This window comes from Shewanella algae (genome assembly GCF_009183365.2).
GTDB classification, from domain to species: Bacteria; Pseudomonadota; Gammaproteobacteria; order Enterobacterales; family Shewanellaceae; genus Shewanella; species Shewanella algae.
Window position 1 is genome coordinate 4,521,992 of sequence record NZ_CP068230.1, and the last position, 20,622, is coordinate 4,542,613.

18 protein-coding genes are annotated in these 20,622 nt (G+C 55.0%); 11 read left to right on the forward strand and 7 right to left on the reverse strand.

All coding sequences use genetic code 11. The features are described from left to right. Position 1: 1 nt before the first annotated feature. A complete protein-coding gene (locus tag E1N14_RS20110) occupies positions 2-1,471 on the reverse strand; it encodes a DUF5691 domain-containing protein (RefSeq protein ID WP_025010105.1) in 1,470 nt (489 codons plus the stop codon). After that, on the reverse strand, positions 1,465-2,844 hold the full coding sequence (locus tag E1N14_RS20115) for an SWIM zinc finger family protein (protein WP_025010106.1): 1,380 nt from the start codon (positions 2,842-2,844) through the stop codon (positions 1,465-1,467). The genes E1N14_RS20110 and E1N14_RS20115 overlap by 7 nt, the downstream gene beginning before the upstream one ends. A 568-nt stretch (positions 2,845-3,412) precedes the next feature. Between E1N14_RS20115 and E1N14_RS20120 the strand changes: the two genes are divergently transcribed. After that, entirely contained in the window at positions 3,413-4,351 is a 939-nt protein-coding gene (locus tag E1N14_RS20120) for an HNH endonuclease (protein WP_025010107.1), read from the forward strand. Between the two features lie 32 nt (positions 4,352-4,383). Here E1N14_RS20120 and E1N14_RS20125 read toward each other — a convergent pair whose 3' ends face one another. The 3 genes from E1N14_RS20125 to E1N14_RS20135 form a co-directional block, all read right to left on the reverse strand. Then, positions 4,384-5,448, reverse strand: a complete 1,065-nt coding sequence (locus E1N14_RS20125; RefSeq protein ID WP_025010108.1) for a phosphotransferase enzyme family protein — start codon at positions 5,446-5,448, stop codon at positions 4,384-4,386. Then, a complete protein-coding gene (locus tag E1N14_RS20130) occupies positions 5,441-6,376 on the reverse strand; it encodes an NTP transferase domain-containing protein (RefSeq protein ID WP_025010109.1) in 936 nt (311 codons plus the stop codon). The genes E1N14_RS20125 and E1N14_RS20130 overlap by 8 nt, the downstream gene beginning before the upstream one ends. Positions 6,377-6,487: 111 nt before the next feature. After that, positions 6,488-7,891: a hypothetical protein gene (locus tag E1N14_RS20135; protein ID WP_062793639.1), complete on the reverse strand. Its 1,404-nt coding sequence runs from the start codon at positions 7,889-7,891 to the stop codon at positions 6,488-6,490. Between the two features lie 231 nt (positions 7,892-8,122). Between E1N14_RS20135 and gmk the strand changes: the two genes are divergently transcribed. The 7 genes from gmk to E1N14_RS20170 all read left to right on the forward strand — a co-directional run bounded on the left by gmk (position 8,123) and on the right by E1N14_RS20170 (position 15,294). Beyond that, a complete protein-coding gene (gmk, locus tag E1N14_RS20140) occupies positions 8,123-8,746 on the forward strand; it encodes a guanylate kinase (RefSeq protein WP_025010111.1) in 624 nt (207 codons plus the stop codon). Positions 8,747-8,805: 59 nt separating this feature from the next. After that, a complete protein-coding gene (gene rpoZ, locus E1N14_RS20145) occupies positions 8,806-9,087 on the forward strand; it encodes a DNA-directed RNA polymerase subunit omega (protein WP_025010112.1) in 282 nt (93 codons plus the stop codon). A 25-nt stretch (positions 9,088-9,112) separates the two neighbouring features. Further along, on the forward strand, positions 9,113-11,221 hold the full coding sequence (spoT, locus tag E1N14_RS20150) for a bifunctional GTP diphosphokinase/guanosine-3',5'-bis pyrophosphate 3'-pyrophosphohydrolase (RefSeq protein WP_028780077.1): 2,109 nt from the start codon (positions 9,113-9,115) through the stop codon (positions 11,219-11,221). A gap of 23 nt (positions 11,222-11,244) precedes the next feature. After that, complete coding sequence (locus E1N14_RS20155; protein WP_025888534.1) at positions 11,245-11,628, forward strand: RidA family protein; 384 nt, start codon at positions 11,245-11,247, stop codon at positions 11,626-11,628. Between the two features lie 57 nt (positions 11,629-11,685). After that, positions 11,686-12,378 carry a tRNA (guanosine(18)-2'-O)-methyltransferase TrmH gene (gene trmH, locus E1N14_RS20160; protein ID WP_025010113.1) on the forward strand — a complete coding sequence of 231 codons (693 nt, stop codon included), beginning with the start codon at positions 11,686-11,688 and terminating at the stop codon, positions 12,376-12,378. A 160-nt stretch (positions 12,379-12,538) separates the two neighbouring features. Then, positions 12,539-14,194 (forward strand): AMP-binding protein, encoded by a 1,656-nt coding sequence (locus E1N14_RS20165; protein WP_044735397.1) that lies wholly within the window; start codon positions 12,539-12,541, stop codon positions 14,192-14,194. Between the two features lie 170 nt (positions 14,195-14,364). After that, positions 14,365-15,294, forward strand: a complete 930-nt coding sequence (locus E1N14_RS20170) for a calcium/sodium antiporter (protein ID WP_025010115.1) — start codon at positions 14,365-14,367, stop codon at positions 15,292-15,294. 150 nt (positions 15,295-15,444) lie between these two features. Here the strand turns inward: E1N14_RS20170 and E1N14_RS20175 are convergent, their stop codons facing one another. Beyond that, the gene (locus E1N14_RS20175; RefSeq protein WP_025010116.1) at positions 15,445-15,966 is read right to left on the reverse strand and encodes a DUF3332 domain-containing protein; all 522 of its coding nucleotides are present in this window, start codon (positions 15,964-15,966) and stop codon (positions 15,445-15,447) included. A 378-nt stretch (positions 15,967-16,344) separates the two neighbouring features. Here E1N14_RS20175 and E1N14_RS20180 point away from each other — a divergent pair, with 378 nt between their 5' ends. From E1N14_RS20180 to E1N14_RS20190, 3 genes are all read left to right on the forward strand, one after another. Further along, entirely contained in the window at positions 16,345-17,022 is a 678-nt protein-coding gene (locus E1N14_RS20180) for a tetratricopeptide repeat protein (protein ID WP_144196771.1), read from the forward strand. Positions 17,023-17,158: 136 nt separating this feature from the next. Further along, positions 17,159-18,349, forward strand: coding sequence for a sensor histidine kinase (locus E1N14_RS20185; RefSeq protein WP_025010118.1), 1,191 nt, complete (start codon positions 17,159-17,161; stop codon positions 18,347-18,349). Beyond that, positions 18,346-18,942 carry a response regulator transcription factor gene (locus tag E1N14_RS20190; protein ID WP_025010119.1) on the forward strand — a complete coding sequence of 199 codons (597 nt, stop codon included), beginning with the start codon at positions 18,346-18,348 and terminating at the stop codon, positions 18,940-18,942. Before E1N14_RS20185 ends, E1N14_RS20190 begins: the two co-directional genes overlap by 4 nt. 126 nt (positions 18,943-19,068) lie before the next feature. Here the strand turns inward: E1N14_RS20190 and E1N14_RS20195 are convergent, their stop codons facing one another. After that, positions 19,069-20,622 carry an L-lactate permease gene (locus E1N14_RS20195; RefSeq protein WP_025010120.1) on the reverse strand — a complete coding sequence of 518 codons (1,554 nt, stop codon included), beginning with the start codon at positions 20,620-20,622 and terminating at the stop codon, positions 19,069-19,071.

Sequence of the window (20,622 nt, forward strand, 5' to 3'; positions counted from 1 at the left end):
TTCATCCTTCTAGTTGCAAACTTACGTTAAATTTCAAATAGTCGAGTATTGGGTGCATGGGCGATATCCCCAGCGTCTTTGTCTCGGCCAGCAGCCACTGAGCACACTCGAGGTTCAGGCACAAACCCAATTGTTGCATCACCCAAGAGAGTTGCCGTTCCACCTCGTCCGCATCCTTGGCTTGTACCAGGGTTTTAAGTTGTTTAAGCAGTTCAGCCGTGGCCTTGCAACGGCTGAACTCAGCGACACTCAGCCAGTGCCATTCACTGCTAAATAGTGCGTACGGAGCATTGGGGAGCAGATCGCCGGGAGCCTTGGACAGTAGCGTCTGAGCCAGGTTGACCTTGGCTTGCTCGTTTAACCTGGATACCAATAAACCCAGTTCAGCCATGGGATTTTCATTTTCCTCAACGGCCCAATCGAGCAGCCGATTGGCCACCAACAACACCTGTTCCTCGGGCAAACTGGCAGCAACATTCAGCAGCAAGGCCTGATTGGGGCTATTGAGCCCCTTACCGGCGTTGTCGGCAAAGGACCACTGGCACAAAAGCTGCTCCAGACTCATGCCCAGCCCAGTTGCCAGCAAAGGCAAGGAAACGCTCTTCAGTGCGGCGCAGCGGTCACGATTCTGGACACTGTTTTTCAGCACAGGAGCAAGCAACACAGTTTCGCGCCGTAGCAGCCCCCGAGGTTTCAGTGACAGCCAAGTTACCAGCTCTGTGAGTGTCTCATCCTCCGCTTGCTGGTTGCCCTGACCTAAGCGCATCTGCAATTGATTGGCCAGTTCCTTCACTTTCTGGGATCTGTCTTTTTCCAGAGATACCAATAAGGGCAAGTCTGCCGAGCTCAGTCCATCTGCCAATACCTGATAGAGATTCAGGCGTTTATCGGCGGCTTCCGAGGCGGCCATGCTTGCCAGCAAATCACGAGCGGCATCCGGCGACCGGCGCCGCAGCAGCTTAAGCGCAGCCAGCCTCTGTGCCGGGCTTTTATCGGGCCAGCTCTCTTCGGTAAGCGGTTCATCCCTGGCATCGGTAACCCAGCAAACCCAAGGTTCAAACTCAGGCGGCAGCTCTGCATCCTGTCGACCGGGCAGCCAGTCTTCGGGATGAGGGGAAAAACCACGACTCACCAGCAGCGCCAACAGCGCCTGATATTGACTGCCGGATGTGGTGGTCAGCGCCAGTAACTGCCTGAATGCCGGGCGACATTGGCCGGGTAATAGGGACAGACTCAGTTGCGGCAAGCCGGGCAAGGTTTTACGCGGCCCGGGGGGATGGGGTTGTTGCAACAGGGGATACTGGCTGCAATAAGCCAGCGCCATCAGGGTGCGCTCGTCATCGTCGGCATCGGCGGGCACGGTCCAATGCTCAGGAAGCAAAATCGGCGCGCCGCCATCACCTATCAACCAACGCTGCTTGAGTTCGTCAATCTGTGCCAGATCCTGTTGTAGGGTTTCAGCATTTAGCATGAGATCACCCCCCAGGCACTGGTACAAACAGACAGAAGTTCGGCTCCATCACCACGCCAGCAGACAAAGGCCCCTTGCAAGTCTCCCTGTGCCAAGGGTGGCAAGTCTCTGCCCTTCACCGGAATTAGCTGCTCCTCGACACTGAGCCAATAACCGCCGTCCTCTGTCTGCTGCAAACTGCATGGGCCCAACACCAAGGGCACTGAAGTTTCCCATGGCAAGGTGCGCCGCAGCGTAAACAAGGCTTGCTCTGGTGTCATAGCCGAGGCTGCGGGCCAGGATACGGCTTCTGGTGCCAGAATCTGGTACCGGGTCAATATGGCGCGCTGCGGCGCCCTGGAGGGATAAAAGACCAGTTCCCCTTCAAGCAAGGTACCGGCCCTGAGGCTGGCCTCACGTTTGCCTGCCGTGGCTGGATAATAGTCGAGCAACATGGCGCCTGAGCTACACTGGCCATCCAGTGGCCAAAGCCAGGTCGCATGGCTAACCAAACCGTCCCGTCGGGTTTCGATACGCTCACCAAGGCATAACCAGCGGCCACTGACCCCGGTTGCGACATTGGCCAGCAGCTGTTCTCGATTTTCCGCCCCAACCAGCGCCCGCCGAACATCGGGATCCTGCGGATTGATTCGCCAGGCCCGGGAAAGCAAGACCCAGATCCCCAGTTCTTCTATCAGCCGGGCCAGTTGCCGCTCAAACGGCAGTCCAGCCAACAAGGACGGTAATTCATCGACTCGGGATGCCAAGGCACTCGCTTTAGCATCCACCAACCTTGCGGCAATGCGTCGAACCCTGGGGCGTAAATCCTTAAGCAGTCCGGAAAGACCGGTTCGCTGTTGATCGCGGATCCACAGCTCAAGCTCAGCCAACCCTTCGCGTATGCTTTGCTCGCTGGCTTGCTGCGCCGCCAAAGCCCGCTTTTGCTTTTGCGCGGCATTCTTGGCGAGTTGCTCCGGGCTGAGCATTGGCTCTTCATCACCGGCGGTGGCGATATTCTTCGCCACCGAGGGCTTGTTATCCTCAGTTGCGGTGGCAGAACTGCGACGACGACGGGACAACCATTCCCCAACCCAATCGGGCGGGGTTGACTCATTGAAGCTGTCTTGGCTTTCACTGAAGATCCACATCAATGCAAGCACATGTTTACACGGGAATTTTCTAGATGGGCAGGTACACTTGTAGCCATGGTCGACCACATCTGCCATGGTGAGGTAGGGATTGGCACCCGATCCCTGGCACTGCCCCCAAATACTATTGAGTTCAGAGGCTACGCCCAACATGGGCCACTTGGATGTATTGAGCAGCTTTTTGGCAGCCCCCAGAGATGACTGATCCGGGGCCAGGTCCTGCACTACCTGTAATGGGAGTTCCATTTCCAGTCCTTGTTCTCTTGCCCGCCGCCAACGAATGAGGGGCAGACAAAGACGTCCTATCCTATTGGGCTAAAGACAAAAGCCCTTCAAATTCAAGTGCGAAATTCTGCCTGAATTAGACTGGAAAAGAAATTGCCTTTACCCGAATGGCAAGAGTTTTAGATAAGCATTTGATCTTAAGCACAGCAAAGAATTAATCGTCCCCTGCTGCCATTTGTGATTAAAGGCGCCTTACCTCTCTCTGCGGCAACGAGTCAGACTTCTGCCCCAATGACCGCCGAAACCGCAGTGTGGTCGAGGCCAAGGTAAAACGCGCGACCAAAGAGGCCTGCAGCGCCACATCCCCTCAAACATCACTACAACACGATATCTACTGCATTCATCCAAAGCGCAATGCCTGCCTCGATTTCTTGTAGTAAAGACTGATTAAAAATGAGTACCCAAACTCATCGTCTATTAGAGATACAACCATCACAATGTCTGACAAGCATTCAATCAGGTACTTGTAAAAATAAAAACAATCACTTAGCCTGATTTCAACTTAAATAGGTAGGGCTGGTGTACAAGGATGTATTGGTGGGTTAATCACAAACAAACCTTCAAGCAAGAGATTGATGATGGTTACATTTGGTCTCCCAAATGTAAAACGAATGGACAAAGAAATTACAGCTACGACAATCTACCTAGAACTCAAGTTGGTGATATTGTTTTCTCCTACGCCAACGCAAAACTACAAGCCATAGGCTCAGTCACCCAAACGTGTCAAACAGCCCCTAAACCTGACTTTGGAAGTTCAGGAAGTCAGTGGAGCGATGAAGGATGGTTGGTCTTGATTCGTTGGCAAAGGCTTTCTAACCCTTTACGGCCAAAAGATTTTCTGCAAGACCTCGCTCCTCATTTTCCCTCTAAGTATTCACCTCTTCAGGCGAATGGAAATGGTAACCAATGTTGCTACCTGGCAGAGATCAGCAATTCATTTGCTAGGCAACTGCTGAGTCTGTGCCTTAAACATGAATGGGACTATACCCGCAGATCTGATATTGATCGCCTCTTTAGAGACCTAGACATAGAATCCATTAATAGCTCTAGTGGATCAGAGACCACTAAACAACAGTTAATTGATGCTAGAAGAGGCCATGGAACCTATAGAAGGCAATTAGAGCGAGTCGAGCAAGGGTGCAGAGTTACTGGAGTATCAGAGCCTCATTATCTCATCGCTAGCCATATCAAACCATGGGCCGTAGCCGACAATAAAGAACGCCTGGATCCTTATAACGGCCTATTGCTTTCACCCCATGTGGATATACTCTTTAACAATGGGGATATTAGCTTTTCTTGCAAAGGCGAAATGTTGCTGGCGGCCCCTGAGAGGCTGAAGCCAATCTTGCAAAAATGGCACATAAAATACCCTTGTAACATCGGGCAGCTGCACCCTAAGCAGTTAAAATATCTGAATTTCCATAGGGAGTTCGTGTTTAAAAAACCACGGAAAAATGAGCAAGAATAACCCAAGAGGTCACTCAGTCTCGCTTACTTTCATCAAACCAAACACGCCTTAAGGGCCTCGCTCTGCTGCAATAAGCTGAGATAGAGGGTGAACTGGTTGGCGGCTCTGTCCAGGTTGTGGCCTTCGCGATGGATATGGAAATACTTATCCCCCAACAGATAGTCGGTGAGGAAACGCACACCTATCATAAGACAAATCACCCGGGCACCCAGCCATAGGCTCTGGCGCTCCAGTGGCGTCAACACCTCGCCCAGCTCTGCCAGGTAACCCCGGCAGATGGCGGCAAACACTTCGGGCCTGACTCTAACCTTATCGAGTGCAGTGGAATCTTCAGCCTCGGGCGAGCAGAAGGTGCGCACCATGTCGCCGAAGTCATACATCAGGAAACCCTTCATGCAGGTGTCGAGATCTATGATGGCCATGCTGGACATATCACGCTTGTCGAACAGCATGTTGTTGATCTTGGTGTCGTTGTGGCAAATCCGCAGCGGCAAACCGGCACAGGTATCTTCAAGCTCCGCAAGCAACGATTGCTGGGACAAGGCCAACTCTGCCCACTGCCGACAGTGCTGCAGGCGCCCAAGCGGGTCCTCGGCAACCGCCTTGGAAAGCGCTTCGATTCTGCCCGGCAGATGGTGAAACAGAGGGATCACATCTTCCAGTTCATGGGGGTCTACTTGGCTCAGGGCGCGGGCGAAATGGCCAAAGGCCCGCGCCGCCTGTTCGGCCTCGGCCTCAGAGCGCACCACTTCGATGCTCTGACTGAAAGGCAGATAACTGATGGCGCGCCAGAATCCCTGTTCACCGAGATCCACCGCCAACTGCTGCTCGCGGGTCATCACAGGCCTTATCAGCTGCAGTTGATAGCCGCCTTGCGCAGCACACTGACTCAAATGCTCGCTGACCTTGGCCGCATTATTGACCAAGGCGTTGGGCGCACGAAATACCTGAGTGTTGATCTTTTGCAGCACAAGTTCGCTATCGGCGCTGCGGATCAGAAAAGTGTCGTTGATATGGCCATTGCCCAGTGGGCTGATTTTGGCATTGTCAGGGATCCCGAAGTGAGGCAGCACCTGCTGCCGGATAAGCTCAAGCACCCATTAACTCCTGTAATTGCTGTTTCACCCGGGCGGCGTCCTGGGGATATGTCACTCCCAACCAGGCCTCGCGGGCGGTTTCCACCCTGACACTACGGGTGGCAAGGTTTTGCTGTTGTTGGCACGGCTCTGGGTCTGGCTGCTCAATTGCATTTTGCACTATCGCAGGCAGATAACACTCGGCTTTAAGATCATCGCCATGGGTTGCCAAAAAGCGTCTGAGCCCCAGCTCCAGTGCGGCAAATATATTCGCCGAAAAGCCCCAGCAGGTCATGGATACCAAGGCATCGGCGGCTATCGGCCGGCGTTCACCCTGAAGCTCTCCCTCAAGGCCATGGGTGCCTTGACGAATATCGAGCCACTCCTGCACCGAAGTCAGGTAACCCTTCCCATTGACCTCACACAGGCCACGATTCACCCCGCCATGCTCGGACAAGGTCAGTCCCAGCGGCCAGGCCACCATCATCCATTCATTGGGATGTTGCCTAAGCCCCTCAGCCAACTGCACAAAGGCATGATCGCCATAATAATCATCTGCGGTGATCACTGCCATGGGGCCATCGACCAGATGCCTGGCACTCCAGAGGGCATGCGCCGTGCCCCAGGGTTTTTGCCTGTTACTGTGGCGCTTTGTGATATCCCCTGTCTGCCTTGCCGATATCGGCTGTGGCAGATCGTCCAGCGTCTGATAACAAAGGTGCCACTCAAACCCGGAAGGCAGGAAACCGCTTAACTGGCGACAGATCTCGCTTTCAAGCTCAGGGCGGATAACCAGCACGGCGCGGGCAAACCCGGCCTTGATGGCTGAGCTTAGCGCCAATTGCAGCATGGTTTCCCCATTGGGCCCCAATGCCGCCAACTGTTTATCACCGCCAAAACGGCTTCCCAGCCCGGCGGCCATAATCACCAGAGTTAATTTTGTATCCATAAACTGTCGAATATGCCGCGAAGAAAGCCGAGCCGAAAGAAGCGAGGCAGTATAACAGAATCACAGCTCTGATGAACCAAAGCTGTGGTTAACCGTGCACCAACATGCGCCCTATTCAATAAGCTGCCGGAAGGCAGGAACAGAACCCAATGCCGCCTGACTGCCCTTGAGGCTGAAGTCATAGCCGCAGAGCTTAACCGAGCCCCGCCGCGCCATATCCTGAACAATCACCTGACTATCCAGAGGGCTGAAGGCCGCTTCGACCTTGCCGTTATCGCCGATAACGACCGACATGGGCCGATAGCCAATGCCATTGTTGAACACCAGCTCGGCGCAGCGGCGATCGCCCTTGGCGGTAGCCAGATCCCACAAGGGGCCAGGGGCGTCGGTATCGCCAAGCCAGCTCATACGCAGCAAGTCGCCATCGAGCGACAGGTTGAAGCTGTCCGGCAGGCGCACAGTCACCCTGTCGGAAGTTTCGGCCGCAATCTCAGTAGTCTCACGGCCTGATGCGTCATTAGGCTTAGCCTGAGGCCACAGCAGCCATATGATCAATCCCAAGCCAAACAGCGCTGTGACCAGCGCGGCTATGGCAAGGCCCTTACGCTGGGCGGCCGAGAGGCCGCCCAGCCGCTGCCAAAGTTGCAATATGGCATCGCGCCAGGAGAGCAGCAACACAGACAAGGAGCCGGTGCGGTCGACCTCATCATCAACCCCAGGCTCAGCGCTATTGACCTTATGGCGGGCTTGCTTATCTGTATGCCAGCCAGGCTCTGTATCTATCGCTGAGGTATCGACCTCGGTCGGCGCCGAGTCGAAATAACGGCTGCGGCCAGGTCCATAGGATATGGCGTCATGACTGATGTCATGGTCGCTATTGGCAGCAGCAAAGCTTGCCGGCTCAGGCGCTTGGCTAAGAGGGTGCTCAGGCTGCTGCCCCGCGGCACTATACCCGGCACCGCTATGATGCGGTTGGTTATCGTCTTGGTCGCTACTCTGATAAACGTGATCATCTGAATAGCCTTGAGCGTGGTTATCTGCATAGCCATGAACATCACTGCCCAGGGTTGGCTCGACCCGTCTTATCTTGCTCTTACGCTCGGCGCTCAAAGGCACAGGGCCACAGTATCCCTGCACATAGTCTCGCTTACTGCGGGCGCCGCGGCCGCGATTCCCACCAGGCAACAGCGCCAAACCTGCATGCAGCGCCAAAGCCAGCACCAGGGCACCTATCAGATAACTGCCATCCTGGTCGGTACTCAGGGCCAACAGCAGAATGAGCCAAGGCAGCAGGGCTATCAGTGACAACCAGGGGTTACGGCCGCCATCACCAAAGCGACGACGGCAACTGAGCAGTAGTACGGGCGCCAGTAAAATCCCGGGCACCCAGATGAAACTGCCGCCGCCAAAAAGCCCCCCCAGCACGAGTAACAAAAGATAGACGGCGCCACTGATGGCCGCGTGTCGCAGACCATTGTCGTAACCCTGAATACAGATGAGCGATTTATACAGCACAGAACCCCTTAAAAAATCGACCGACTTATTGATGGCAGCCTAACGAATTTGATGGCAATTGTCAGCGCCACTGGCATGGCAGCATTGCCTGCCTATATAATAGCTGCCCTTAAGGAAGCTGCCTTGAACACCTGTAGCTGGCGCAAGCCAGAGTGCCGACAGCGCATAGTTCGCAGCTTCCCTCATCAGCCACCGGCTTTTTTACAGCCAAAGACTTGGAACCCAAATATTATGAGTGCACGCGGAAACCTTTTTATTGTCTCGGCCCCCAGTGGAGCGGGCAAATCGTCACTGATTGCAGCCCTGCTGGCCAATAAACCGGCCGACAAACAAGTTTCCGTATCGCACACCACCCGCCAGCCCCGTCCGGGAGAGGTTCACGGCCAGCACTATCATTATGTGTCGGTGGAGGAGTTCAAGGCGCTGATTGCCGAAGAAGCCTTCTTCGAGTGGGCCGAAGTCTTCGGTAACTTTTATGGCACTTCCCGCAAGGTCATTGAAGAGACGCTTGAACGGGGCATAGATGTGTTCCTGGATATCGACTGGCAGGGTGCCCAGCAAGTGAAGAAACTGATGCCCAAGGCCATCGGCATCTTTATTCTGCCACCGTCCCGCGAAGAACTGGAGCGCCGTCTGACCGGGCGCGGTCAGGATAGCAGCGAAGTCATCGCCTCCCGCATGGCACAGGCGGTGTCAGAAATGTCGCACTATAAAGAGTATGATTTCATCATAGTCAACGACGATTTTGAGACTGCACTGGGGGATCTGAGCGCGATCATTCGCTCGCAACGCCTGACTCGTGCTAGTCAAATTAATACTCACAATGATATGCTTAAGGGTCTGTTGGCAGATTAATTGCCTTCGTGTACAATTTTGCGTCATTTTTTCCATTCAAATCACTGGAGTTTCAACACATGGCTCGCGTTACTGTAGAAGACGCCGTTAAACAAATCGGCAACCGTTTTGATATGATCATGGTTGCGGCGCGTCGTGCCCGTCAGATCGCCGTCCAGGGTAAAGATCCTTTGGTTGAAGAGCAAAACGACAAACCCACTGTTATCGCACTGCGCGAAATCGAACAGGGACTGGTTAACTCAGCGACTCTGGATGCCGATGAGCGCCAGAGCGTACGTGAGCGCGAAGCAGCTGAAATTGCTGCCGTGGCAGCGATTGCAGAAGGTAACTCTTCACTCTAAGGCATATTCTTAGGAGAACAGCCACTTGTATCTGTTTGAAGGTCTCAAGGAGTCTGCCGCCAGTTATCTGGAGCCGGAGCAGGTAGAATTACTCAAGCAGGCCTATCAGGTGGCGCGTGATGCCCATGAAGGGCAGATGCGCACCAGTGGCGAACCCTATATTACCCATCCGGTTGCGGTTGCCCGCATCCTGGCCGAAATGCGTCTCGACCACGAGACGCTGATGGCCGCCCTGCTGCACGACACCATAGAAGACACCCAAGTTACCCATCAGGATCTGGCCGAACTGTTCGGCGCCTCGGTGGCGGAGCTGGTGGAAGGTGTCTCCAAGCTAGACAAGATCAAATTCCGCGACAAGAAAGAGGCCCAGGCGGAAAACTTCCGCAAAATGATGATGGCCATGACCCAGGATATCCGGGTGATCCTCATCAAACTGGCCGACCGCACCCACAATATGCGCACCCTGGGCGCCCTGCGGCCCGACAAACGTCGCCGCATTGCCCGCGAAACCCTGGAAATTTACGCCCCCATTGCCAACCGTCTGGGTATTCACAATATCAAGACAGAGTTGGAAGATCTCGGCTTTCAGGCCTATTACCCCATGCGCTATCGGGTACTCAAAGAGGTGGTTCGTGCCGCCCGCGGTAACCGCAAGGAACTGATCCAGAGCATAGAAACCGCCATTCGTACCCGCCTGGAAGATGTGGGTATCAAGGGCAAGGTCAAGGGCAGGGAAAAGAACCTCTATTCCATCTACAACAAGATGCGCAGCAAAGAGCTGCAATTCCAGGAAGTGATGGATATCTATGCCTTCCGCCTGATAGTGGACTCCATAGATACCTGTTATCGGGTGCTCGGAGTAATGCACGGCCTCTACAAGCCGCGTCCGGGCAGATTTAAAGACTATATCGCCATTCCCAAGGCCAACGGCTATCAGTCGTTGCATACCTCGCTGTTTGGTCCCCATGCGGTACCGGTGGAAATTCAGATCCGTACCGAAGACATGGATCAGATGGCCGATAAAGGGGTTGCGGCCCACTGGATGTACAAGAGTGGCCAGACCGGCGCCTCGGGTACCACTACCCAGCTGCGCGCCCGCAAATGGATGCAAAGCCTGCTGGAACTGCAGCAGAGTGCTTCCACCTCGTTTGAATTTGTTGAAAACGTCAAGACAGAGCTGTTCCCGGAAGAGATCTATGTGTTCACTCCCGAGGGCCGCATTCTGGAACTGCCGGTAGGCGCCACCGCAGTGGATTTCGCCTATGAGGTGCACACGGATGTGGGTAACACCTGTGTCGGCGCCCGGGTCAACCGCCAGGCCTATCCGTTGAGTCAGCCGCTGATTTCCGGGCAAACGGTCGAGATCATCACCGCCAAGGGCGCCCGCCCCAACGCCGCCTGGCTCAACTTCGTGGTTACCGGCAAGGCCCGCGCCAAAATCCGTCAGGTGCTCAAGAGCCTCAAGCAGGACGAAGCCAGCACCCTGGGTAGGCGTCTGCTGAACCATGCACTGGGCGAAACCAAGCTGGAACAGATAGATCCGGCTCAGATAGACAAGGTAGTCAAAGACACCAAACACGCCGATCTGCAATCACTGCTGGCCGACATAGGTCTTGGCAATGCCATGAGCATAGTCATAGCCCAACGCCTCAAGGGCGACAAGATAGAGCCGCAGAAGCAACATGACGAGCACAAGCTGATGCCGATCCGCGGCGCCGAAGGCATGTTGGTTACCTTCGCCAATTGCTGCCGCCCCATTCCTGGGGATGCCGTGATTGCTCACGTGAGCCCGGGCAAGGGCCTGGTGGTGCACATGGAAAACTGCGCCAACATCCGCGGCTATCAGGGCGAGCCGGACAAGTATATTCCGGTGCAGTGGGATGCCGTCGATGGCGTCGAATTCCAGGCCAACCTGAGGGTCGAAATCGTCAACCATCAGGGCGCGCTGGCGAAGATCACCAATATCATTGCCGCCGAAGGCTCCAATATTCACAATCTCAGCACCGAAGAGCGCGATGGCCGCGTCTATCTGATCAACCTGCGCATCTCGGTTCGCGACCGGATCCACATGGCAAATGTTATGCGCCGAATCAGGGTACTGCCCGAGGTTCTGCGTACATCCCGTAACCGTTGATAACAGAAAAAAGAGAGAGCGTTATGGCAGAGAAGATCATCATAGCAACAGACAAGGCTCCCGCCGCTATCGGCACCTACTCCCAGGCAGTCAAAGTGGGCAGCACAGTCTACCTGTCCGGGCAGATCCCGCTGGACCCAGCCACCATGGCACTGGCCGGTGACGACTTTGAAACCCAGGTTGTACGGGTATTCGACAACCTCAAGGCCGTCTGTGAAGCCGCCGGCGGTTCCATGGCCGATATCGTCAAACTGAATATCTATATGCTGGATCTGGGCAACTTTGCCACGGTCAACGAAATCATGAGCCGTTACTTCAACCAGCCTTACCCGGCCCGCGCCGCCATCGGCGTGAAAGAGCTGCCAAAGGGTTCTCTGGTCGAAATGGACGGTGTGATGGAACTCTGAGTTCCATCCCCAATACAGGGCGCTACGGCGCCCTTTTTCATATAGGATCCCCCGCCAATGAGCCCCGAACGCTTCGCTCGCATCAACCAAATGCTGGATATGCGCCAGCCGGATCTGAGCCTGATCCTGGACAAAGTCCACAAGAGCAACAATATTTCCGCCGCGCTGCGCAGTGCCGATGCTGTGGGTATCCACGAAATTCATGCAGTCTGGCCCGATGCCGATATGCGCCTGTCCGGCAATACCGCCTCCGGCAGCCAGCAGTGGGTCAAAACCATTAAACACTATGACTTCGCCTCGGCTGCCAAGGCCTGCAAGGCGCGCGGGATGCAGCTGGTCGCCACCCATTTCGGCCCTCAGGCCCGTGACTTTAGGGAGCTGGATTACCGCCGCCCCACCGCCTTTATTGTCGGCAATGAACGTGATGGTATAAGCGCCGAAGCCCTGGCACTAGCCGACGAGCAGGTAGTGATCCCCATGGTCGGCATGGTGCAATCCCTCAATGTCTCGGTGGCGTCGGCGCTGCTATTGTATGAGGCGCAGCGTCAGCGGCAGGAGGCCGGGCTCTATGGCGCCCGCAAGCTGGACAATGACTATTGCCAGACCATGTTGTTTGAGCAAGGCCACCCCATTTATGCCAAAGCCTGTCGGCGCAAAGGCATTCCCTACCCGGCCATAGACACGCAGGGCCAGATAGTCGCCGCTGCCGACTGGTGGCAGCGGATGCGTGAACCCATCCCCGAACTGTGAAGCTTTTCAAACAACCGATTAAATATTGCGCCAGATCACAATTGTCGCCATACTGGTTTGGCCACTGCATAGCGAAACTAACAGATAATCAGATCGTTGCAGCCGCCGTGGGGGAAGCTGCAGCTACGCAGATAACAAGAACAGTTAAAGGGGACACCCCATGGAAGCATCATTCAAGAGCCCGGTGGAAATGCTCGACCACTGGGTAGAGACTCAAGGCGATGAGATCTATCTCAGGCAGCCGATCAACGGCCAATATCAGGATCTGACCTGGCGTCAGGTACAGGCCAAGGTGCAACAACTCTGCGGCGGCCTGCGTCACTTGGGGCTGCAACCCGGCGACAAGATAGCCGTGCTGTCGAAAAACTGCGCCGAATGGTTCATTACCGATCTGGCGCTGATGCACGGCGGCTATATCAGTGTGCCCATTTACCCCACTGCCAATGCTGATACCATACGCTACGTGCTGGAACACAGTGGCTGTAAGGCCATCATGCTGGGTAAGCTGGATCACTGGGCCGATCAGGAAGCCGGTGTCGGCGGTGATATTCTGCGCCTGGCAATGCCTTATGACACCATGCCGGCTCAATATCACTGGCAGCAGCTGTTGAATCTCGGTACACCTCTGGTGGATGCCCCTTATCCCGAAGCCGAGCAGGTGATGACGCTGATCTACACCTCAGGTTCCACCGGCAAGCCCAAGGGTGCCATCCAAACCTTCGGCAGCTACGGCTGGACCTGTAATGCCGTGGTGCGCGATCTCAAGACAGATGGTAAAGACAGACTGCTATCCTACCTGCCGCTGGCCCATATCACAGAGCGGGTGGCGATAGAGGGTTCCTCCTTCTATTCCGGCTCCTGCGTTGCCTTTGTCGAAAGCCTCGACAGCTTTGTTGCCGATGTGCAGCGAATGCGGCCAACCGTGTTCTTCTCGGTACCTCGCCTGTGGACCCTGTTCCAGAAGAACATTATCGATAAGGTCGGCTACGCCAGGCTCAATCTGCTGCTGAAGATCCCCCTCATCAGCCATCTGGTCAAACGCAAGATCCATAAGGGCCTAGGGCTGGACAAGTGTCGTTTGCTCGGTTCAGGTTCGGCGCCGATACCTCCGTCACTGGTGGAGTGGTATCACAGCATAGGTTTGGATATCTGCGAAGCCTGGGGCATGACAGAAAACTGCGCCTACTCAATCATCAACTTCCCCTTCGATGCCAGTAAGATAGGCACAGTAGGCAAGCCGGTGATCGGCTGCGAAGTTAAGCAGGCTGCCAATGGCGAACTGCTGGTGAAGAGCCCGGGATTGATGCGTGAATACTACAAGGCGCCGGAAGCCACAGCCGCCGCCTTCGATGAAGAGGGCTTTTTCCTCACCGGCGATCTCTGCGCCATAGATGCCGACGGTTGCGTCAGCATCACAGGCCGGGTCAAGGATAACTTCAAGACCGCCAAGGGCAAGTATGTGGCGCCAGTGCCGATTGAACGTAAGTTGGCGCAGGATCCCCATGTGGAACTTATCTGTGTCATCGGCCTGGGACTGCCTCACCCTGTGGCTTTGGTGCAACTCTCTGAAGGGGCGGCGCTGCAAGCCAGAGAAGAGGTGCGCGCCTCGCTCAAGGCCACTGTGGATGCGGTTAACCCCAACCTGGAATCCCATGAAACCGTGGAAGCGGTTCTGGTGGTCAAGGAGCCCTGGACCATAGAAAACGACGTGCTGACTCCGACGCTGAAAATCAAGCGCCATGTGTTGGAGAGCAGATACGCCAGCCGGATGGAAGGCATTCGCGGTGCCAAGGTTGTCTGGGAAGATGAAATCTAGAGCCGACGCTCCTTGGTTTATCTGATTATCCCGGCTTCGGCCGGGATTTTTGTGACATATTCTGTCAAAAAGAGGTTGCCTTCGGGGGGAAAAACCTTATGCTGGCAGCCCAAACACATTCATCGGTGCCGTTCTGCATGGCACCTTACTGACAGGAAAAGCGGTTTTTAATGTTGATTGCACTCTCTATTCTCGGCGGCTTCTTGATCCTGACTCTGGGAGCAGAAGCCTTGGTTCGCGGCGCCAGCGTCATCGCCCTGCGTCTGGGGATCACCCCGCTGGTGATCGGCCTGACGATCGTCGCCTTCGGCACCAGCGCGCCCGAGCTGGCAGTGAGCGTTAAGTCAGCACTGGCCGGCAGTCCGGGTATTGCCCTGGGTAACGTGGTGGGCTCCAATATCGCCAATATCGGTCTGATCCTGGCACTGACCGCGCTGATCCGCCCGATAGGGGTACAGTCACAAATGGTCAGACGCGACATTCCGCTGATGATAGGCGCCTCTATTTTGATGTGGCTGCTGGTACTCGACGGTGAACTGAGCCTGATTGACGGCGCCGTACTGACCAGCTTACTGGTAGGCTATCTGTTGCTCAGCTATTTCAGCAGCAAGGGCGAAGAGACTGATGAACCTATTGAAGGCCCCAAGAACCCTCTGTTGTCGTTGCTGTTTATCATCGCCGGTATCGGCATGTTGGTGGGCGGCGGCATACTGTTTGTCGATGGCGCGGTCGAGTTGGCCCGTACCTTCGGCATCAGCGAAGTAGTGATCGGCCTGACCATTATTGCCATAGGCACCAGCATGCCGGAATTGGTGACCTCGATTCTGGCCGCACTCAAGGGCCAGAGCGATATCGCCATAGGTAATGTGGTTGGCTCCAACCTGTTCAACCTGCTGGGGATCCTCGGGGTCACGGCCTTGGTGCATCCTATCAGCTCAGCCGGTTTTAGCAACCTGGACTTCAGCGTGATGCTAACCCTGGCACTGTTGGTGTTGCCCTTTGCCTGGAGCGGTTTTCGTATCGGTCGTCGCGAAGGCGCCATATTATTGCTGGGTTACTGCGGCTATATGGGCTATCTGGTTACCCACGCCAGCGCCTGAATCTGAGTACGGGACTGGCAACGGAATGCTTCTGAAGAACTTTGTTGCCAAGCCGCAGTAGCATAAAAAAAACCGGGCTTTGACGTCAAGAATGGATAGTCAAAACCCGGGATATCATCAAGTTAAGGACTCTAGCAGCCCCAAAAGCGCTCAGGAGCGAGCCGCTACATAACTCTCCATTTCAGCTATGCTAACACTGGCAATGAATTGCTGATCCAGGTAGAAGTCCACCATCTCCCCCTGCTTGCGCCCTAGCATTACCTGCTCGGTGCCATCTTCATAGCTCAGCGTCATCGCCAGGGTATTGTCATCTATGGCTGACATGCTGGCACGGCTCAGTTTTACCGGCGCCGTGGTCAGATCCTTATCCAGCTTATGATTGATCTTGAAAACGGCATCGGCCGGCATATCCACCAAGGCCGGTGACTTGCCGGTAATGGGATTCTTGCCGGTCCAGAATTCAATGCTATTGAAAATAAACAGATCGGCGGTGGCTGTAATGCCATAGACGGGCGCCAACAACAGGTACAAACCGGCGCGGCCGTAACGGTTGTCCACCGCACTCAAATTGCCTTTAGTCAGCATGCCTGACAGCCCCATCTGCCCCATACAACCCGCCAGTTGCGAGCAGATCAACAGAGTGGCCCCCAGGCCGACTTTACTCAACTTCATCAATAATCTCCCCAAATAGTGTTTACGCATATGTTATTGGCGCGCGGATTCTACTCAGGTTAATCAATTTAACTATGCAGGTGCTCACAACTTGAAGTTAGTTTTTTGGAGAGTAAGTTACTCGGCTGTTGGATGTTTTTCTCTGTGGAAAAATCAGTAAGACACTGGTTGTAAAGGCGTTCAAACAAACACAAACCACTTACCTTATGCAGGTATCTGTATCGACCAAGCCGAGCTCCGGCGGCTATCAAGTAAACCCTTCGGGGAGACTGATGACATTTGTCACCTGCAACTTATGACCTTTGTGAATACCGCCAATTCAGGCTCTCGGGAATACTAAACCCGACTCAGATTCGAGTCTGTTCATCCAAGGAGCGAATGATGCGTAAACTCACACTGTTATTGGGCCTGAGTCTGGCCCTCTCAACCCAGGCAGCCACCATTGATGAAATCGATGCCGCTGCAAATCAAATCGACATTGACACCTTGAGCCTCTACGCCGACAACAGTCAGGGATATCAACAGGCCTACGCTAACTATCGTTTGGCTGTCAGCGCCAATGTACTTGGCCAGCTTCAGACCCGGGATCTGGCCTTGGCCACTGCGGCCGAAAGCCTGGCTCAACCGAACTTCAACAAGGACGGCGAAGCTCTGGCACTTCTGTCTGCTGTTTATGGTATGCAGATAACCGCCAATCCAAGCCAGTCGGCAACTCTGGGGAAAGCTGCAGGCAAGTCTCTGCAAGATGCCAGACAACTGGCGCCCAACAGCCCCAGAGTCGCGCTCATTGGCGCCATCTCCAGTTTCTATACGCCAGTCGAGTATGGTGGCAGCAGCGACAGAGCCCTGCAGGAAATTGAACGCGCCCTGAAACTCTATGCCAATCCCTGCAGCGATATCTGCTGGGGTCACGCCGAAGCCTACACCTGGCGGGGAGTGATACAGCAACAGCAGGGGCAATCCAAAGCCGCCAGCCAGAGTTGGCAACAAGCGCTGGCACTGGATCCTGACTACGCCTGGGCGGGTTTTCTTCTGTCAAAACAAACGCAGCAATAAGGGAAGGTGCGAACCAGAGCGCCACTGGGGCTTATTCGCACCACCTTAAGGTCTTGACCGGATCTCCGCCCGGGGATCCGGTTTACTTGTGCACCGATACACGCCATTATTTGCGCTGGAGATGCGAGGACAACCGATGCAGGATCCACAGACTCAAACCGAACTCAAACTGGCCAAATACTATCTTGTCAATCTGGCCTTTTACTTTATCCCACTGTTTATTATGCCGGTGTCACCCTGGCAATGGCTCGCCAGCCTGCTGGTTTTGCCGCCCTTTATCTACTGTTATTTTCGCGCCTATGGCGCCGATAGGGCTAAAATGCACTGGCCAATTCTGGGGATCATCCTACTGGCTATTTTGATCACCCCCGCCAACCCGGGTTCTTTGTCGCTGTTTACCTTCGCCGCCTTCTTTATCGGCTTTTTTTATCCTCTCAGGCTGCTCTTGCCGGCATTATTGCTGATTGCCCTGGTGCTACTGGCATTGAATCAGTTGCTGGGTTTTAACGGCCTCTATTTTGTCTATTATGGCTGCGGCCTGACAGCCGCTATCTCTCTGCTTGGGGTCGCCGAGCGCAAACGCCAACAGGCCAAACGACAAGCCCGCCGTAGCGAAGAGGAGATCCGTGCCCTGGCGACCATGTTGGAGCGGGAGCGTATCGGCAGAGATCTGCACGACCTCATGGGACATCAACTCTCTTCCATCGCCCTCAAGGCCGAGCTGGCGAACAAGCTGCTGCAAAAAAATGATCTGCAAGCCAGTCGAGAACAACTCACTGAACTGGCGCAGATTGCCCGTGACAGCCTGAGCCAAATTCGCCGTGCTGTGGCCGACTATCGGCATCAGGGGCTTGATAGCTGCTGCGCCCAACTCTGTCGGCGCTTGCGCGAAAAAGGCTTGGCGGTCAGCCTGGAGGGGGAACTGCCTGTGCTGTCGCCACTGGCAGAAAGCCAACTGATACTGATCCTGACCGAACTGGTGAGCAATATTCTCAGGCACAGTGATGCCACAGAGGCACACTTGAGCTTTACCCTGGAGCCTCAACTTACTATTTGCCTGAGAGACAACGGCACGATAAGGTTCAAACCCACTCTGGGGAACGGCCTCAAAGGCATAGCCGAGCGGCTTGCCCTCTTGGGTGGCGAGCTGCAAATCGATACAGCAAAGGGTTTCAGCGCTCTTTTACTGCTGCCCAGACAACAGCTGTTATCGGCCCAGGGAGAGGGCATTGAGAAAGCAAAGAGCACAGTGAAGACCGAGATTACCGAGAACATGGACAAGCTCGCCCAAGAGCAACACAAAAATCCTCTGGAGGGCCAGGTATGAAGATATTGCTGGCGGAAGATCAAGCCATGGTTCGCGGCGCGCTTGCCGGCCTGCTGCAACTCTCCGGGGACTTCAGCGTCACTCAGGCCACGGATGGCGACCAGGCATTGGCACTGCTCAAGACCGAGGATTTTCAACTGCTGCTGACAGATATCGAAATGCCCGGCACTTCAGGGCTGGAGCTGGCTGCCTGGGTCGCCCGAGAGCAACCTGCGCTGAAGACCATTATCATCACCACCTTTGGCCGCGCCGGCTATATCAAACGGGCGCTGGAGGCCGGTGTCTGCGGCTTCCTGCTAAAGGATGCTCCGGTGGAGGAACTGGTCGAGGCCATAGCCAAGGTGATGCAGGGTAAAAAAGTCATTGCCCCCGAACTGGCCATGCTGGCTCTTGGGGAGCAAGACCCGCTATCCGACAAAGAACGCCGCGCCCTGCGACTGGCCGCCGAGGGCAAGAGCAGTGGCGAGATTGCCGCCGCACTCTTCATCAGTGAAGGCACGGTACGCAACTATCTGTCGGAAGCCATCAACAAGCTGGGAGCCTCCAATCGTATCGATGCCGCCCGTATCGCCAAACAAAAGGGCTGGCTGTAAGCAGGCGGGCAAGTAACAAGCATACTGCCATTACTCTGGCCTGTTAGCGGCAAGCTCTCTTTGCACAAAGAGTACGCGAGACAATAACTCCTCGCGTAAACTCCTCGTCGAAGAAATTCTCCGAAATCAGCTCATAAACAGGTAATACACCAGGCCCACCTTAAGCCCCAGGATCAGGATGTAAGCCATACAGTATTTGATGGTACCGGACATGATAGCGCTGCCCTGGCCCTCCATCCGGGTCGCCGACACGGCAATGGCTATGCTCTGGGGCGAGATCATTTTCCCGCCCGTAGCTCCGGAGGTATTGGCGGCAGCCAGCCACAGCGGATCCACCTGCAGCTTTTCCGCAGCCACTGTTTGCAACTTACCAAACAGCACATTGGAGTTGGTATCGCTGCCGGTGACAAAAGTCCCCAACGCGCCAATCAAGGGGGCGATAAACAGATATGCCCCTCCGGTAATATTCACCAGGGTATGGGCCATATCTGTTATCAGACCGCTGACATCCATCACGGTTGCCATCGCCACTATGGCGGTGATGGCTATGATGGAGGTTTTCAGCTGCTTTAACGTCGCGCTGAACACCTTTAACATGCTGGCCAATGAGGCTCCCTGAAGGGTACCGCCGATAAAGGTCGCCAGAATGATCAAGACACCCGGCGTGGCAATCCAGTCAATGGTCAAACTCAGCTCCACCCCATTGGCCAGCGGAAATACCGGCTTGGAAGACACCTGAGTCAGCAGGCTCTTGATTTCCGGAAACAGCGGCGAGCACAGCAGAATAAACACAAAGATCAGCAGATAGATGGCGCAGGCTTTGAAGATTTGTCCGCTACTGTAGTGGCCGGTGATGCGGCACTGGTCATTGTCGATACGATAAGCGGCCGGGGTGGGCTTTTGGCGTTTTTTAGCCATCAAGGCCACCACCAGCAAACTGACCAAACTGCCGGCAAAGGCGGGCAACTCAGCCCCCAGATGAATGGCGACAAAGTACTGCGGCAGCAGTGTTGCAATTCCGCATACCAGCGAAATACCAAACACTCCCCGTATCGCCTTGAGTCCATCCCCTATGATGGCGACAATCACAAAAGGCAGCAGCAAGGTAAACAGTGCCAGCTGCGCGATAACTGTGCCGCTCAGCTCAGTCACAGGCAGGTTTACCTGCTCAGCCAGAATCGACACAGGGATCCCCACGGCACCAAACGCCGTAGGCACTGTGTTGGCCACCAGAGAAGCAATCGCCGCCTTCAGCGGCTTGAAACCCAAAGCAATCAATATCCCGATAGGAATCGCCACTGCAGTACCGTATCCGGCGGCGGCCTCGAGAAATCCGCCAAAACACCAGGAGATCAGTAACACCTGGATCCGCTTATCGTCGCTGATCCCGGCGAGAAGGTTTTTCAGTACCTCCATGCTGCGGGTTTGAAGCATCAGGTTATAGCTGAAGATGGCCCCCAGGATCACTATCACTATTGGCCACAAGCCTTTGATAACCCCATAAGCCATGGCCGAGCCCAATGTCTGTGCCGGGGTATGCCAGAAAATGGTTGCCTCGGCCAGGGTCAGTAACAGAGTGATTAACACCGCCTGATGTATCGGCATCTTGATTTTCAGGATCAGCAGGATCATGACCAAGAGCGGTAATACGCCCAGGGAAAACAGCAAATACTCGTGCAT

Bases quoted from the DNA above. Each gene is read 5' to 3' on its own strand.
- E1N14_RS20110 (WP_025010105.1), bottom strand. From the start codon at position 1,471: ATGCTAAATGCTGAAACCCTACAACAGGATCTGGCACAGATTGACGAA.
- E1N14_RS20115 (WP_025010106.1), bottom strand. From the start codon at position 2,844: ATGGAACTCCCATTACAGGTAGTGCAGGACCTGGCCCCGGATCAGTCA.
- E1N14_RS20120 (WP_025010107.1), top strand. From the start codon at position 3,413: ATGTATTGGTGGGTTAATCACAAACAAACCTTCAAGCAAGAGATTGAT.
- E1N14_RS20130 (WP_025010109.1), bottom strand. From the start codon at position 6,376: ATGGATACAAAATTAACTCTGGTGATTATGGCCGCCGGGCTGGGAAGC.
- gmk (WP_025010111.1), top strand. From the start codon at position 8,123: ATGAGTGCACGCGGAAACCTTTTTATTGTCTCGGCCCCCAGTGGAGCG.
- rpoZ (WP_025010112.1), top strand. From the start codon at position 8,806: ATGGCTCGCGTTACTGTAGAAGACGCCGTTAAACAAATCGGCAACCGT.
- E1N14_RS20155 (WP_025888534.1), top strand. From the start codon at position 11,245: ATGGCAGAGAAGATCATCATAGCAACAGACAAGGCTCCCGCCGCTATC.
- trmH (WP_025010113.1), top strand. From the start codon at position 11,686: ATGAGCCCCGAACGCTTCGCTCGCATCAACCAAATGCTGGATATGCGC.
- E1N14_RS20165 (WP_044735397.1), top strand. From the start codon at position 12,539: ATGGAAGCATCATTCAAGAGCCCGGTGGAAATGCTCGACCACTGGGTA.
- E1N14_RS20170 (WP_025010115.1), top strand. From the start codon at position 14,365: ATGTTGATTGCACTCTCTATTCTCGGCGGCTTCTTGATCCTGACTCTG.
- E1N14_RS20175 (WP_025010116.1), bottom strand. From the start codon at position 15,966: ATGAAGTTGAGTAAAGTCGGCCTGGGGGCCACTCTGTTGATCTGCTCG.
- E1N14_RS20180 (WP_144196771.1), top strand. From the start codon at position 16,345: ATGATGCGTAAACTCACACTGTTATTGGGCCTGAGTCTGGCCCTCTCA.
- E1N14_RS20185 (WP_025010118.1), top strand. From the start codon at position 17,159: ATGCAGGATCCACAGACTCAAACCGAACTCAAACTGGCCAAATACTAT.
- E1N14_RS20190 (WP_025010119.1), top strand. From the start codon at position 18,346: ATGAAGATATTGCTGGCGGAAGATCAAGCCATGGTTCGCGGCGCGCTT.
- E1N14_RS20195 (WP_025010120.1), bottom strand. From the start codon at position 20,622: ATGCACGAGTATTTGCTGTTTTCCCTGGGCGTATTACCGCTCTTGGTC.